Here is a 14,799-nt window from a genome sequence, read left to right as displayed (position 1 = left end):
GATGCGGGTGTTGCTGACGGGGCACAAGGGCTACCTGGGGACGGTGATGGCCCCGGTGCTCGCCGCCGCCGGCCACGAAGTCGTCGGCCTCGACTCCGGGCTGTTCGAGGACTGCCTGCTCGGGCCCGCCCCCGCCGACCCGGCCGGGTACGCCGTCGACCTGCGGGACGTCACCGCCGAGCACGTCTCCGGGTTCGACGCCGTGATCCACCTGGCGGCGCTGTCGAACGACCCGCTGGGCTCGCTCGCGCCGGAGCTGACCTACGACATCAACCACCACGCGTCGGTGAAGCTCGCGAAGCTGGCGAAGGACGCCGGCGTGCAGCGGTACATCTACGCATCGACCTGCTCGGTGTACGGCGCGGGCGGCGACAACCTCGTCGACGAGGACGCGCCGCTCAAGCCGGTGACGCCGTACGCCGAGTCGAAGGTGCGCGTCGAGGCCGACGTCCACGAGCTGGCCGACGACGACTTCACGCCGGTGTACATGCGCAACGCGACGGCGTTCGGCTACTCGCCGCGGCTGCGCGGCGACATCGTGCTGAACAACCTGACCGCGCACGCCCACCTGTCCGGCGAGGTGCTGGTGCTGTCGGACGGCACGCCGTGGCGGCCGCTGGTGCACGCCCAGGACATCGCGCGCGCGTTCACGGCGGCCCTGACCGCGCCGAAGGAGGCCGTGCACAACAAGGCGTTCAACATCGGCACCGAGGACAACAACGTCACCGTCGCCGAGATCGCCCAGGAGGTCGTCGAGGCCGTGCCGGGCTCGACGCTGAACATCACCGGCGAGGCGGGCGCCGACCCGCGGTCCTACCGGGTCGACTTCTCGCGCTTCCGCGAGGCCATCCCGGGCTTCGCCTGCGAGTGGTCGGTCAAGGACGGCGCCGTCGAGCTCATCGAGGCCTACCGCAAGTTCGGGCTCACCCGGGAGTCGTTCCAGCAGCTGTTCACCCGGCTCGCCTGGCTGAAGAGCGAGGGCGAAGCCGGCCGCGTCGACGCCACCATGCGGCGGAAGTAGTGGCGGCCCCGCAGCTGCGGACCGGGGCGGAACTGCACGCCCTGGTCGAGCGGCTGTACCCGATCTGCCGCAGCATCACCGGCGACGGCGTGCGGCAGACCCTGGACATCATCGGCGAGCACATCGCCCTCGAGCGGCACGAGGTTCCGACCGGTACGGCGGTGCTGGACTGGACGATCCCGCAGGAGTGGAACATCCGGGACGCCTACGTGGCCACGCCCTCTGGTGAGCGGGTGATCGACTTCCAGGAGTCGAACCTGCACGTCGTCGGGTACAGCGTCCCGGTGCGGCAGCGGATGCCGCTGAGCGAGCTGCGGGAGCACCTGCACACGCTGCCGGACCAGCCGTCGTGGGTGCCCTACCGGACCAGCTACTACGCCCCGGCCTGGGGCTTCTGCCTCGCGCAGGAGAAGCTCGACGCGCTGCCGGACGGCGACTACGACGTCGTCATCGACTCGACCCTTTCCGACGGCTCATTGACCTACGCCGAGCACGTCGTGCCCGGCCGGGTCACCGACGAGGTCATCGTGTCGTGCCACGTGTGCCACCCGTCGCTGGCGAACGACAACCTCGCCGGCATCGCGGTGGCGATCTCGCTGGCCCAGCAGCTGGCTCGGACGCAGCCGCACTACACGTACCGGTTCCTGTTCATGCCGGGCACGATCGGCTCGATCACCTGGCTGGCGCGCAACGCCTCGCGCATCGAGAAGGTGCGGCACGGGCTGGTGCTGGCGTGCGCGGGCGACCCGGGTTCGCTGACGTACAAGAAGTCCCGCCGCGACGACGCCGAGATCGACCGGGTCATGCAGCACGTGCTGCGCTCGCGCGAACACCGCGTCGTCGACTTCTCGCCGTACGGCTACGACGAGCGCCAGTTCTGCTCGCCGGGCTTCAACCTCGGCGTCGGCTCGCTGACGCGCACGCCATACGCGGGCTACCCCGAGTACCACACGTCCGCCGACAACCCGGGTTTCGTGTCGCCCGCGGCCATGGAGGACACACTCGGCGCTCTTCGCGACGCCTTCGGCGTCCTGGACCGCAACCGCCGGTACGTCAACCTCAGCCCGTACGGCGAGCCGCAGCTCGGCAAGCGCGGGCTGTACGACTCCCTCGGCGGCCGCAGCGACGCCAAGCAGGCCCAGATGGCGATGCTGTGGGTCCTCAACCTCTCCGACGGCGACCACTCCCTCCTGGACATCGCCGAGCGCGCCGGGCTCCCGTTCGACATCGTCGACGTCGCGGCCCGCGCGCTGCACGACGCCGGCCTGGTCAAGGAGTGAACGACGTGGCCGACCACCGCCGTGCGCCGCGCTCGATCTTCCGGTCGGGCGCGGTGCGCGCGATGGCCGGGCGGCTCAGCTGGGGCCTCGGCGACCAGGCGGTGTCCAGCCTGACCAACTTCGCCGTCGGCCTGTACGTGGCCCGCTCCCTCGGCACGTTCGCCTTCGGCATCTTCAGCCTCGCCTGGGTCACCTACGGCGTGGTGCTCAACGTCTCGCGCGGCCTGGCCACCGACCCCCTGATGGTGCGGTTCAGCGCCGTGCCGGAGGACCGGTGGCGGTCGGGCGTGGCCAGCGCGTCGGGCACCGCGATCGGCGTGGGCTGCGCGACCGGGGTGATCAGCCTGGTGGCCGGCCTGGCCGCGGGCGGACCGCTCGGCAGCGCGTTCGTCGCACTCGCCGTCGTCCTCCCGGGCCTGCTCCTGCAGGACGCCTGGCGGTTCGCGTTCTTCGCGCGCGGCGCGGGCAAGAAAGCGTTCATCAACGACTCCGTGTGGGGTATCGCCCTGCTGCCGGCCCTGTACGTCGCCGCCCACATCCACACGGTGGTCGCGTTCGTGCTGGCCTGGGGCCTCTCCGGCGCGGTCGCGGCCGTGTTCGGCTGGTTCCAGACGGGCATCCTCCCGCACCCGCGGGAGATGGCCGGCTGGCTCCGCACGCAACGCGACCTGAGCGTCCGCTACCTCGTCGAGAACGTCAGCAACAGCGGCGCGTCGCAGCTGCGGGCGTACGGCCTCGGCGCCATCGCCGGCATCACCGCCGTCGGCGCGGTCCGCGGAGCCGAACAGCTCCTCGGGCCGTTCCTGGCCCTGCTGATGGGGCTGTCCCTGGTCACCGTCGCCGAGGGCGCGCGGGTGCTCCAGCGGGCGCCGCACCGCCTGAAGCACTTCTGCATCATCCTCGGCGGCGGCCAGGCGGGTGCCGCCCTCTGCTGGGGCCTGGGCCTGCTGCTCCTGGTGCCCGACAGCGCCGGCCGCTGGGTGATGGGCTCGGTGTGGGACTCGTCGTCCCCGCTGATCCTGCCGGTCACCCTGGCCGTCGTCGGCGCGAGCTTCGCCACCGGCGCCGCGGCCGGCCTGCGCGCGCTCGGCGCGGCCAAGCGGAGCCTGCGCTCGCAGCTGGTCGCCTCCCTGTTCTACGTCACTTTCGGCATCGCGGGCGCGTTCGCCGACGGCGCGGCCGGGTCCGCGTGGGGCGTCGCGACCGCGACGCTCAGCGGCTCCGTCGTCTGGTGGTTCCAGCTGCGGAGCGGGCTGCGCGAGTACGTGCCGCCGGGGGCCGACGAGCCCACCGTGGTGTTCGAGCCGATCAAAGAGCCGATCAAGGAATGAGGACTCCATGACCACCGTCCCGCGGCTGAGCCTCGGCCTCCCGGTGTACAACGGCGAGGAGTACCTCGCCGAGTCCCTGGACGCCCTGCTCGGCCAGACCTTCGAGGACTTCGAGCTGATCATCTCGGACAACGCCTCGACGGACGGCACCGACGAGATCTGCCGCCGCTACGCCGACAAGGACTCGCGGATCCGCTACGTCCGCCAGCCGAAGAACATCGGCGCGACGCCGAACCACAACTTCGTGTTCGACGTGTCCCGCACCGAGCTCTTCAAGTGGGTGTCCCACGACGACCTGTACGCCCGCGACCTGCTCAAGCGGTGCGTCGAGGCCCTCGACGAGCGCCCGGACGTCATCCTCGCCCACTGCGACCAGGCGATCATCGACGGCGACGGCCGCATCGTCCAGCCGCTCCAGTACACCCTCGACACCGGCTCCCTGCACGCGCCGGACCGCTTCCGCAGCATCCTGTTCGAGCCGGGCGGCGACGACTTCTACGGCGTCATCCGCGCCGACGTCCTCCGCCGCGTCAAGCCGCTCGACAGCTACCACCACGCCGACCGCACGTACTCGGCCGAGATGGCCCTGCACGGCCCGTTCTACCAGGTGCCCGAGCTGCTCTACTTCCGCCGCGACCACCCCGGCCGCGCGGAACGGGCCAACCCGACCATCCGGAGCCGGTGCGCGAATCTGGACCCGCGGCGCGCGAACCGGCTCCGGAATCCCACCGTCCGCCTGCTCGGCGAGTACGTCTACGGGTTCGCGGACCTGATCCGGCGCGCGCCGATCTCGGCCGCCGACAAGCGCGAGTGCTTCGGCCACCTCGGTGCCTGGCTGACGAACCGGGCCCGCTCCGGCCACGGCGAGCGCGTCGAGGACCGCGCGCCGACCGCCTCCGACGTCGCCACGGTCAACGAGATCGTGGCCGGCCGGGAAGGCAGGCTCGCGTGAAGCGTGCGCCACGCGTCGGCGTGTTCGGGCTGCTCGGCTCGGGGAACCTCGGCAACGACGGTTCCCTCGAAGCCGTGCTCGGCTACCTGCGCGCCGAGTACCCGGACGCGGTCCTGGGCGCCCTGGTCGGCGGCCCGGAGATCGTCCGCGAGCGGTACGGCCTCGACGCCACGCCGCTGCACTGGAACCAGTCCGAGTACGAGACGGCGTCCGGCCTGCGCTCGATCGCCCTCAAGGGCTTCGGCAAGCTGGTCGACATCGCGCGCACCGCGGCCTGGGTCCGGAAGCAGGACGTCGTCATCGTGCCCGGCATGGGCGTCCTCGAAGCGACGCTCCCGTTGCGTCCCTGGGGTTTCCCGTATTCGCTCTTCCTCCTCTCCGCCACCGGGCGCCTCTTCGGCACCAAGGTGGCGCTCGTGTGCGTCGGCGCCGGCCGCATCAGCGCCCCGGCCACCCGGGCGCTGGTCCGCTGGTCCGGCCGGCTCGCCGCCTACCGCTCCTACCGCGACGACATCTCACGCGACGCCATGCGCGCCATGGGCGTCGACACGAGTGCCGACCAGGTCTACCCCGACCTCGCGTTCTCCCTCCCCACCCCGGCCGCCGACGGCAAGCCGGGCACCGTCGGCGTGGGCGTGATGGCCTACTACGGCGGCAACGACGACCGGGCCGAGGCCGACCGCATCTACCGCCACTACGTGGACACGATGAACCGTTTCGTCGCGTGGCTCGTTGACCAGGGCAGACCCGTCCGGCTGTTCATCGGCGACCGGATCGACCGGCAGGTCGTGGACGAGATCATCGAGAAGACCGATTCCCCGCTGGTGACGGCGGCTTCGGCGGAGACCCTGGACGAGCTGATGCACGAGATGGCCGCGGTGGACAGCGTGGTGGCCACGCGCTACCACAACGTGCTCTGCGCCCTGAAGGTCGCGAAACCGACCGTGGCGATCGGCTACGCGTCGAAGAACGACGTGCTCATGGCGGAGATGGGCCTGGACGGCTTCACCCAGCGCGCGAAGACCGTCGCCTTCGACCGGCTCGTCGAACAATTCACGGAACTCGAGAACCGTTCGGCAGAACTTCGCCAGACGCTCCTGGAACGGAACCAGATGAACGCGCAACGCCTCAAGGACCAGTTCGCCGCCCTTTCGGCGGCCCTCTTCGGGGGTGCGCGATGAAGGCGATTCCGGTGCCCGAGATCGACGGTGCGTATCTGTTCGAACCCACCCCGCACGCGGACCAGCGCGGCTTCTTCAGCCGGACGTTCGACCGTGAGGTCGTCGCGTCGGTGGGCATCGACCCGGACGGCTTCGTCCAGGACAGCCTTTCCCGCTCCCGCAAGGGGGTCATCCGCGGCATGCACCTGCGCGGCGGCGCCGGCGAAGCGAAGCTGGTGCGGTGTTCGCACGGCGCGATCTTCGACGTCGTGGTGGATCTCCGACCGGATTCGCCGACATTCCGGAACATCAAAACGTTCGAACTTTCCGGTGAGACGCAGGTATCCGTGTACATCCCCGCAGGGTGCGCGCACGGATTCCAGTCGCTCACGGAGCCATCGGATGTTTCGTACCGCATCGATCGGGCACACGATCCTGAAGAAGACATTACGATTTCGTACAAAGACCCTGAATTGGACATTTCTTGGCCACTGTCGGTCACAATGGTCAGTGATCGGGACGAACGGGCGCCCTCTCTGGAAGAGGCGTTGAAACCAACGAGGTGAGCCACGACATGGGAACGAACCTGCCCCGCTCCACGGAGGCGAACGAGCGGCTGCACCGGGTCATCCCCGGCGGTGCGCACACCTACGCCAAGGGCTCGGACCAGTACCCGGAAGGGATGGCCCCGGTCATCTCGCACGGCCGCGGCGGGCACGTCTGGGACGTCGACGGCAACGAGTACGTCGAGTACGGCGCGGGACTGAGGGCCGTGAGCCTCGGCCACGCCCACCCGAGAGTCGTCGAGGCCGTGCGAGGCGAGCTGGAGAAGGGCAGCAACTTCATCCGCCCGTCGATCATCGAGGCCGAGGCCGCCGAGCGGTTCCTCGAGAACGTGCCGACGGCCGACATGGTGAAGTTCACCAAGAACGGCTCCGACGCCACGACCGCCGCGGTCCGGCTGGCCCGCGCCGCCACCGGCCGCAGGCTCGTCGCCAAGTGCGCCGACCACGCCTTCTTCTCGACCGACGACTGGTTCATCGGCACCACGCCGATGAACGCGGGCATCCCGGACGAGACGACGGAAGCGGTGGTGTCCTTCCCGTACGGCGACCTGCAGGCCGCGGAGGAGCTGCTGCAGCGCCACGACGGCGAGATCGCGTGCATGATCCTGGAGGCGGCCGCGGCGGTGGAACCGCCGCCGGGGTACCTGCAGGGCCTGCGCGAGCTCACCACCCGGCACGGCGTCGTCCTGATCTTCGACGAGATGATCACCGGCTTCCGCTGGTCCGCCCACGGCGCCCAGGGCCTCTACGGCGTCACGCCCGACCTCTCGACGTTCGGCAAGGCGCTCGGCAACGGCTTCGCGGTGTCGGCGCTGGCCGGCAAGCGGGAGCTGATGGAGCTCGGCGGCCTGCGCACCGACCGCGAGCGGGTGTTCCTGCTCTCGACCACGCACGGCGCGGAGACCCACTCCCTGGCCGCCGCGATGGCGGTCATGGACGTCTACCGCGAAGAGGACGTCATCGGCCGCCTGCACGCCCTCGGCGACCGGCTCGCCGCCGGCGTCCGCGAGGTGGCGGCCGGGATCGGCGTCGAGGACCACGTGGTCGTCCGCGGCCGGGCCAGCAACCTGGTCTTCGGCACGCTCGACGATCAGGGCAAGCCGTCGCAGCCCTACCGGACGCTGTTCCTGCGCGAACTGATCAGCGGTGGCGTGCTCGGACCGTCCTTCGTGGTCAGTGCCGCGCTCACCGAAGCGGACATCGACAAGACGATCGACGTCGTCGCGCAGGCCTGCACGGTCTACCGGAAGGCCCTCGACGCCAACGACCCGGCGCCGTGGATGGGCGGGCGCCCGGTGCAGCCCGTGTTCCGCAAACACGCTTGATCCCCGCACGGACGGGCCGGATTCACCCGTTGGGTCCGATGAGGACACTTGAGGGTGACTGTTTTCCGGCCCGTTCGTGCGTAACTTCCTTCCATGGGCAGATCTCGTGTGGTAATGGCCGCTGCTTCCTCGCTCCTGATCGCCGTCGTGAGCCCCGGGCTCGCGCGCGGCGCGGACGGACCGGGACCGGTGTGCGGCCACCAGCCCACCGAGTACGAGGCACCGCCGCCCGGCGCCGTCACCGTCGATCCGGGTGTCGACGGCGACCTCTCGGCCAAGACCGCGGCGAACCCGGCCGGCACGACGTTCTGGCTCAAGCCCGGCACCCACACGCTCGGCAACGACGAGTACGGCCAGGTCGTCCCCAAGGACGGCGACGTCTACCTCGGCGCGCCCGGCGCGGTCGTCGACGGCCGCAACGTCAACCGCGCAGCCTTCACCCAGCAGGCGAGCAAGGTCGAGCTCCACGGCCTCACCATCCGCGGGTTCGCCGCCCTGCAGGACCAGGGCGTGGTCAACCACGACTCCGGCAACGGCTGGCTGATCGAGAACACGACCATCGAGGACAACGCCGGCGCGGGCCTGATGGCCGGCGCGGGCCAGGTCGTGCGGCACAGCTGCCTGCGCAACAACGGCCAGTACGGGCTCAACGCCTACCAGGCGGGCGACGGCATCACCGGGCTCGTGCTGGAGGGCAACGAGATCACCGGCAACAACACCGGCGACTGGGAGGCCAAGGTGCCGGGCTGCGGGTGCAGCGGCGGCGCCAAGTTCTGGGCCGTGGACGGCGCCGACATCCGCGGCAACTGGGTCCACGGCAACCACGGCGCCGGCCTGTGGGCCGACACGGACAACAACGACTTCCTGGTTGAAGACAACCTGTTCGAGAGCAACGACTCCGAGGCGCTCTTCTACGAGACCAGCTACAACCTGGTGCTGCGCGGCAACACCTTCCGCGGCAACAGCCTGGTCCAGGGCCGCGCGTTCGCGGCGCGCGGCGACAACTTCCCGGTGGCGACGGTGTACCTGTCGGAATCGGGCGGCGAGCCGCGCGTGCGGGCCCGGACCTCGGCCGTCGACATCTCCGGGAACACCTTCGAGGACAACTGGGCCGGGATCACGTTGTGGGAGAACGCCGACCGCTTCTGCAACAGCCCGGCGAACACGTCTTCGGGCTACTGCACCAAGACGGCGGCCAAGTCTTCGTGCGCCACGGGCACGATCGAGAAGCAGCCGGCGTACGACGACTGCCGCTGGAAGACGCAGCGGGTGGAGATCCACGGCAACACCTTCCGGCTCGACGCCGGCCGGCTCGGCTGCACGAGCCTGTGCGGCCGGATGGCGTTGCTGTCCAACTACGGGACATTCCCGGACTGGTCGCCCTACAAGGGAACCGTGGTCGAAGAGGCCATCACCTTCCACCAGGCCAACCGCTGGCACGACAATTCGTATGCGGGGCCGTGGTCCTTCGTGGCGCATGACACCTCCAAGACGGTCGACGCTGCGGGCTGGCAGGCAAAGCCCTACTCGCAGGACGAGTGCTCTTCGTTCACCGGCGGGACTGCCGGCTGCTGATCGGAGCTTGCCGACCGGGTCCGACAGTTTTCGCCACCTCCACTCTCCGCCGGACAGCTTTCCGTTGGCAGCAAAGGGAAAAGTCGCGAACGGAGAATTCCGGACAGCGCTCGGTTCATCCTTTCCAGCGATGGCGTTCGCACGGGTGTTCGGTACCGTCGGAGACATGACAGCACCGAATCCCCCGCGGCTCCCTCAGCCCGCGGTGAAGCGAGCACTCGGCTCCCCGCGAAGACGCCCGGCGGGCAACCGCCGGTTGGAAAGGACGAGAAGAAGATCCTGGGCCGCCCCGGTCAGCGGCGTCCCGGCGCCGTACGACCAGTCGAGATCGTTCGCACACAAGGCGATCCCGGCAAGATCGGCACCGAAGTACTTGACCTGCTTCGGTTTCATTGCGGCGAAGATGACTTCCAGGCGTTCCAGCGGAACTCGCCGATCAAGGTTCAGGGCAGTCGTGATGTCCAGGCCGTGGATCACATCGTGGCTCAGCGCGCCGACGGCCCCGCCCCCTGGCGGCCGCCACGGGTGGTCGGCGTTGTCCCGCAGCGAGGAGACGAGTGCATCTCGGGAGAGTTCGGCGGCTTCGCGCCGGGCCACGCGGTCGGCCATGACGTTGAACCGGCCACCGGACTTGAGCAGTTCCCGCACGAACCGCCCGGTGGAGAGCCGGAAGGGCATGGTCATGTGGGCAACAACCTCGGCCACCCGCCACCCGGCGCACAGGGAGGGCGAGTCCCAGCTGGAGGGCGGCAGCGAGCCGAGAAGGTCGGCCAGCTCCCGCCGCTCGGCGGCGATCATGTCCTGGATCATGGGGGTCTCCTTCGGAGGTAGGTCACCCCACCGACGAACGGCCCACACAGGAATCGACACCCGCCGCCGCCCGATCGCCCCGCCGAGCACCCGCCAGGAACCGCTCGCCCAACCGAGCTGGTCGCAGCCGTCGGTCCACTGCCCCGCCGAACCGGTCAGCCGCGCACCGAGCCCGGCCCATCGCCCGTCAAAGCCGGTCGGCGACCCGATCCAGCAGCCACGCGGTCGCCGGCACCGCGGCCAAGGCAGCGCAGAACCCCCCGAGAGCATCCGTCGGGTAGTGCGCACCCAACGCCACCTCAGCCCACCCCATGGCCACCCCGGCGACCACCGCCAAGCCCAAGGCGAGCACCACCGCAGCCCCACGCCCGAGCCCCAGCCGGTCGGTCAACAGCAGCGCGACGATCAGGGCGAGGGCCGTGGCCAGGGCCGTGTGCCCGCTCGGGTACGACAGGAACTCGCCGTGGATCCTGCGGCCGACGATCGGCTTCAGCACCGTCGTCACCGCCACCGTGACCACGACACCCAGCACCGTCAGCACCGCCGTCCGGACCCGGTGGGCCAGGAAACACACCCCCGCCAGCAGCGCCACCAGGATCACCGACCCCACGGGCTCGCCGCCGAAGTCGAAGACCAGGGCGAGGTAGCGCCACGGCGGCCGGACCCCGTCGATCGACGGGAGGATCGCCGCGTCGATCCCGGTCAGGCCCGAGTCGTGGAAGTGGAGGATGCCGAGGGCCACGACGACCGCCGTCGCCAGGGCAGCCGACATCGCCAGCGGGGCACGCAGCACCGGCGGCAGGGCCGCGGGTGCCGTCCGGACCAGCTGCCTCACCCGGCGATCGCCGCCTCGTACCCGGCGATCAGCCGGTCCAGCCCGACCGCCGGCGTGAAGTCCTTTTCGTACCGGACCCGGGCCGCGTCGCCCATGTCGCGGTTGCGGTCGCCGACGACCGCGCGCAGGCGGTCCGCCAGCGAGGCCGCGTCGCCCGGTGCGTGCAGGAGGCCGGTGACACCGTCGTCGACGAGCTCGGGGAACGCCCCGTGCGCCGCCGCCACCGTCGGTACTCCCGCGGCCATCGCCTCGACCACCACCAGGCCGAACGCCTCCAGCCACGTCGAGGGCGCGACCACCGCGACCGCGTCGGCGGTCAGCGCCCGGCACTCCGCCTTGTTCTGGAGGCCGACGTACGAGACGTCCGTGCGCCCGGCCGCCCAGGTGGCGACCTCGTCCTGCATCGGACCGGTGCCGGCGATGACCAGCGGCACGCCCAGGGCACCGCCGAGGCGGTCCCAGGCCCGCATCAGCAGGCCGACCCCCTTCTCCTCGGTGACGCGGCCGAGGAACAGCACGTGCTTGCCGTCGCCGGTGCGGCGGACGCCGGGGTCGGTGACGAAGTTGTGCTTCACCGCCATCCGCTCGCCGGGCATCCCGGCCGACACCAGGAGGTCACGTTGAGCCGCTGAAATGCAGAAGAACCGGGACACGCCCGTCCACCACCGGCGCCGGTTCGCGACCATGCTCGCCGCCATCGGGACCGTGGCCGCGCTCGACCCGCGGTAGCAGCCGTGCTTCACCGCCGGCAGCGGTGAGCCGCCGACGCACTCGGTGCAGATGCGGCCGTCGCGGTGGAGCGTGCCGGGTGGGCAGACCATCGTGTAGTTGTGCAGCGTCGCGACCGCGGGCACCCCTGCGTCCGCGCACGCAGCGACCACCGACGGCGACAGCAGCGGGAACGTGTTGTGGATGTGCACGACGTCCGGGCGCGACGCCCGCAGCCGGGCGGCGAGCTCCTTCCGCACCGCCGGGTTCCACGGCACCATCAGCGGCACCGCCGCCTTCCGGGGCAGCGGCATCGCCGCGATGTCGTCGCTGCGGCGTTCGAACAACGACACCTGGTGGCCGCCCTCGGCGAGCAACGTCACCTCGGCGTCGACGACGTTGTTCTCCCCGCTCGGCTGCTCGGACCGGTACCGGTTGTGCACCACGAGCACCTTCACGTGCCTGTCCCCTTCGCCGGGATGAATGCTTGTTCGTCGGACTCCGGCACCCCGCGGACCAGAAGCGACGCGGCGAGCGCCAGGTGCAGCAGGTACGGCGACGCGTCGCCGAGTCCCGCTTCGGTGTAGGAGGCCGAAATGCAGTAGGTGATCAGGAAGATCGCGCACGCGCGAGCCAGTGACGGCGGCCGCAGCACGGCCACCACCACCAACGTGAGGAGGAACCCCGCGACCAGCGCGATGCCGAGGAAGCCCTGCTCGTGGTAGATCGCGAGCCAGCTGTTGTCGATCGGGAGGCCGTCGTAGGACTTGTCCGTCAGCCCGACCCCGAAGATGTACTCCAACGGCGTCCGCGGGGCGTCCAGGAGCGCGTCCCACACCTTCGCGCGGCCGGTCAGGCTGGAGAAGTTGTCGGCGCTCTGCCCACGGAGGAACCACGTCTGCAGCGCACCCGCGAGCACCACGCCGGCGACCCCGCCGACACCGACCGTCCACGCGAACACCTTCCGCGCGCGGGCGCTGGTCAGCACCATCGACAGGAAGGCCACCGCGAGGCCGGCGACCAGGCCGAGCGTCGCCGTGCGGGTGTGGGTGAGCAACAGCAGGCCCACCACCGGCACGACGATGGCCAGCGCGCTGCGCCACGTCGTGCGGCGACCGAACCAGAGGAGGAGCGTGAGCCCGGAGATGACCGCCGCGTACTGGCCGATCTGCGGCGGCGTGAGCGGCCAGATCGCGCCCGAAAGGCGACCGCCGTAGATGTCCGGCATGGCGTTGCCCGGCGAGATCACCAGGCCGATCGCCACCGACGCGAGCACGATCGCGTACGTGCGGATGTGGTAGCGGACGAAGCTGAAGCCGCCGTCCCACCAGCGGGTCAGCAGCCAGAGCGTCGAGACGAACACCGTCAGCCGGAAGCACCGGAACAACGCGCCGGCGCCCTCCTGCAGGTCGGCGCTGGAAAGGATGCTCGACACCAGCAGCGCCGTCAGGAGCAGCAGGTACGCGCTCGGCCGGATCCGCAGGTGCTTGTTCAGCACCAGCGCGATCACGAACGCCGTCATGAGCGAACCCATGGTGACCAGCTGACTGACCGACCGCGGCAGCGGGATGACCGTCTTGGCGCCGGTCGACCCGAGCGTGTTGAGGATCAGCAGCGCCCACGCCAGGCCCGCCCACTTCGGCGTCGAGGACGCGGGCTCGGGGGTGATTTCGCCGCGGATGCCTGCCGTTCCGGTGTGCGCCGCCATGTCAGCCCCCGGCCTGCGCGGTGTAGGTGCTGCCGGTGTCCTGCGAGTACGGTGCGCCTTCCCATTCGCCGATCTCGAGGACGCGGTCGGCCGAGTGGGCGATGAACGTCCACGGGCCGGCGTAGCTGTTGTCGTGCCAGTGGTTGTCCTGGTTGAACGTGATCGCTTGCTGCACGACGTCGCCCCGGTACGGCGACCAGTCCGGGTAGCTGCCGAAGTTGGACAGCAGGCCCATCCGGCCGCACGAGGCCTGGCAGCCCACGACGGCCTGGTCGAGGACGAACTTGTTGTCGTGGATGTCGACGTGCTGCGTCTTCCAGCGGCAGTCGGCCAGGAGCGCGCCGCTGGCGATCGCCGGGGCCGCGCACTGCTTGACGGACGGCACCAGCCGGGTGCAGTCGCCCGAGGAGGTGTTGGCCGGGCTGTTGCAGAACCGGTCGGCGTTCTCCCACAGCGTGATCCCGGACCAGTTGTTCTCCAGGTAGTTGCGGGAGATCTCGATCTTCGCGGTGCGGGCCTTGATCCGCGGCTCGCCGCCGGACTCGGAGATGTAGATCGCCGACGTCGGGAAGTTGTCGGCCTTGTCGGCGTACCGGCGGCCGTCGACCCAGTTGTTCTTGCGGATCGTGTTGTCGCGGATGATCGCGTTGTAGCTGATCTCGTAGATGAGCGCGGCGCTGTCGTTGTTCTCGATGAGGTTGCCCTCGATGAGGAAGTCGTTGTTGTTCGTGTCGGCCCACAGGCCGGTGCCGTGGTTGTCGTGCACCCAGTTGCCGCGCACGTCGGCGCCGTTCACGGCCCAGAACTTGACCCCGCCGCTGCAGCCGCAGCCGTCGATCTTGGCTTCCCAGTCGCCGGTGTTGTTGCCGGCGATCTCGTTGCCCTCGACGACCAGCGCGGTGAGCGGCGTGGCACCGGAGTAGGCGTTCATCCCGTACTGGCCGTTGCGGCGCAGGCAGTTCCCGCGCACCTGCTGGCGCGCGCCCGCCATGAGCCCGGCGCCGTCGTTGTCCTGGATGGTCGAGTGCTCGATCACCCAGCCGTCGCCGGAGTCGTGGTTGACGACGCCTTCGTCGTGCGGGGCGGCGAAGCCCTGCACGGTCACGTAGGTGATCTTGACGTTGACCGCGTGGCCGGTGAAGGCGTACTGGTTGATCTTCCGGCCGTCGACGACCGCGCCGGGCGCGCCGATGTAGACGTCACCGTCCTTCGGGGACACCTGGTCGTACTTGTCGTCGCCGAGGATGTGCTTGCCCGGCTTGAGCCAGAAGGTCGTGCCGGCCCCGGCCGAGCGCGTCTTCGCCGCCAAGTCGCCGGGCACGGCCGGATCGACGACCACAGCGCCCGCCGGCGCGGCGGCGGGCCCGGCCGGCTCCTTGTCGCACACCGCGGCCACCGACCCGCTAGGCGCGGCCGTGGCCTGGGCCGGCCCGGTGGCGGAGTCCGGCCCGCTCGAGCACGCCGCAGCCGTGAGCAGGACGCCGAGCAGCGGAACTGCTCGGCGGAGTCGGAAGCGGCGGGCTGTCAC

Annotated in this window: 13 protein-coding genes; 8 read left to right on the top strand and 5 right to left on the bottom strand. The window is 70.4% G+C overall.

Annotated elements, in window-relative coordinates; translation table 11 throughout:
- The first annotated feature begins 1 nt into the window (after nt 1).
- The 8 genes from AB0M93_RS42090 to AB0M93_RS42055 all read left to right on the top strand — a co-directional run bounded on the left by AB0M93_RS42090 (nt 2) and on the right by AB0M93_RS42055 (nt 9,210).
- On the top strand, nt 2-1,021 hold the full coding sequence (locus AB0M93_RS42090) for an SDR family oxidoreductase (RefSeq protein ID WP_364285254.1): 1,020 nt from the start codon (nt 2-4) through the stop codon (nt 1,019-1,021).
- A complete protein-coding gene (locus AB0M93_RS42085) occupies nt 1,021-2,301 on the top strand; it encodes a DUF4910 domain-containing protein (RefSeq protein ID WP_364285252.1) in 1,281 nt (426 codons plus the stop codon). Before AB0M93_RS42090 ends, AB0M93_RS42085 begins: the two co-directional genes overlap by 1 nt.
- A 5-nt stretch (nt 2,302-2,306) precedes the next feature.
- On the top strand, nt 2,307-3,632 hold the full coding sequence (locus AB0M93_RS42080; RefSeq protein ID WP_364285250.1) for a hypothetical protein: 1,326 nt from the start codon (nt 2,307-2,309) through the stop codon (nt 3,630-3,632).
- Between the two features lie 7 nt (nt 3,633-3,639).
- Nucleotides 3,640-4,584 carry a glycosyltransferase family 2 protein gene (locus AB0M93_RS42075; RefSeq protein ID WP_364285248.1) on the top strand — a complete coding sequence of 315 codons (945 nt, stop codon included), beginning with the start codon at nt 3,640-3,642 and terminating at the stop codon, nt 4,582-4,584.
- Entirely contained in the window at nt 4,581-5,765 is a 1,185-nt protein-coding gene (locus AB0M93_RS42070) for a polysaccharide pyruvyl transferase family protein (RefSeq protein ID WP_364285246.1), read from the top strand. The genes AB0M93_RS42075 and AB0M93_RS42070 overlap by 4 nt, the downstream gene beginning before the upstream one ends.
- Nucleotides 5,762-6,310, top strand: coding sequence for a dTDP-4-dehydrorhamnose 3,5-epimerase (rfbC, locus tag AB0M93_RS42065; protein WP_364285244.1), 549 nt, complete (start codon nt 5,762-5,764; stop codon nt 6,308-6,310). Before AB0M93_RS42070 ends, rfbC begins: the two co-directional genes overlap by 4 nt.
- 8 nt (nt 6,311-6,318) lie before the next feature.
- Nucleotides 6,319-7,635 carry a glutamate-1-semialdehyde 2,1-aminomutase gene (locus AB0M93_RS42060; protein WP_364285242.1) on the top strand — a complete coding sequence of 439 codons (1,317 nt, stop codon included), beginning with the start codon at nt 6,319-6,321 and terminating at the stop codon, nt 7,633-7,635.
- A 114-nt stretch (nt 7,636-7,749) separates the two neighbouring features.
- Nucleotides 7,750-9,210: a right-handed parallel beta-helix repeat-containing protein gene (locus AB0M93_RS42055; protein WP_364285240.1), complete on the top strand. Its 1,461-nt coding sequence runs from the start codon at nt 7,750-7,752 to the stop codon at nt 9,208-9,210.
- A gap of 195 nt (nt 9,211-9,405) precedes the next feature.
- Here AB0M93_RS42055 and AB0M93_RS42050 read toward each other — a convergent pair whose 3' ends face one another.
- The 5 genes from AB0M93_RS42050 to AB0M93_RS42030 all read right to left on the bottom strand — a co-directional run bounded on the left by AB0M93_RS42050 (nt 9,406) and on the right by AB0M93_RS42030 (nt 14,799).
- Nucleotides 9,406-10,020, bottom strand: a complete 615-nt coding sequence (locus tag AB0M93_RS42050; protein ID WP_364285239.1) for a maleylpyruvate isomerase family mycothiol-dependent enzyme — start codon at nt 10,018-10,020, stop codon at nt 9,406-9,408.
- 187 nt (nt 10,021-10,207) lie between these two features.
- On the bottom strand, nt 10,208-10,855 hold the full coding sequence (locus AB0M93_RS42045; protein ID WP_364285237.1) for a phosphatase PAP2 family protein: 648 nt from the start codon (nt 10,853-10,855) through the stop codon (nt 10,208-10,210).
- Nucleotides 10,852-12,021 (bottom strand): glycosyltransferase, encoded by a 1,170-nt coding sequence (locus AB0M93_RS42040; RefSeq protein ID WP_364285235.1) that lies wholly within the window; start codon nt 12,019-12,021, stop codon nt 10,852-10,854. The genes AB0M93_RS42045 and AB0M93_RS42040 overlap by 4 nt, the downstream gene beginning before the upstream one ends.
- Complete coding sequence (locus AB0M93_RS42035) at nt 12,018-13,271, bottom strand: O-antigen ligase domain-containing protein (protein ID WP_364285233.1); 1,254 nt, start codon at nt 13,269-13,271, stop codon at nt 12,018-12,020. The genes AB0M93_RS42040 and AB0M93_RS42035 overlap by 4 nt, the downstream gene beginning before the upstream one ends.
- A gap of 1 nt (nt 13,272) precedes the next feature.
- Complete coding sequence (locus AB0M93_RS42030) at nt 13,273-14,799, bottom strand: right-handed parallel beta-helix repeat-containing protein (RefSeq protein ID WP_364285231.1); 1,527 nt, start codon at nt 14,797-14,799, stop codon at nt 13,273-13,275.

The organism is Amycolatopsis sp. NPDC051102 (assembly GCF_040682815.1).
Classification (GTDB): Bacteria; Actinomycetota; Actinomycetes; order Mycobacteriales; family Pseudonocardiaceae; genus Amycolatopsis.
The sequence above is the reverse complement of the archived record's forward strand: the minus strand, read 5'-3'. Positions and strand labels throughout refer to the sequence as shown.

Coding starts and splice junctions, on each gene's coding strand:
- AB0M93_RS42055 (WP_364285240.1), top strand. CDS start 7,750: ATGGCCGCTGCTTCCTCGCTCCTGATCGCCGTCGTGAGCCCCGGGCTC.
- AB0M93_RS42060 (WP_364285242.1), top strand. CDS start 6,319: ATGGGAACGAACCTGCCCCGCTCCACGGAGGCGAACGAGCGGCTGCAC.
- AB0M93_RS42035 (WP_364285233.1), bottom strand. CDS start 13,271: ATGGCGGCGCACACCGGAACGGCAGGCATCCGCGGCGAAATCACCCCC.
- AB0M93_RS42090 (WP_364285254.1), top strand. CDS start 2: ATGCGGGTGTTGCTGACGGGGCACAAGGGCTACCTGGGGACGGTGATG.
- AB0M93_RS42075 (WP_364285248.1), top strand. CDS start 3,640: ATGACCACCGTCCCGCGGCTGAGCCTCGGCCTCCCGGTGTACAACGGC.
- AB0M93_RS42050 (WP_364285239.1), bottom strand. CDS start 10,020: ATGATCCAGGACATGATCGCCGCCGAGCGGCGGGAGCTGGCCGACCTT.
- rfbC (WP_364285244.1), top strand. CDS start 5,762: ATGAAGGCGATTCCGGTGCCCGAGATCGACGGTGCGTATCTGTTCGAA.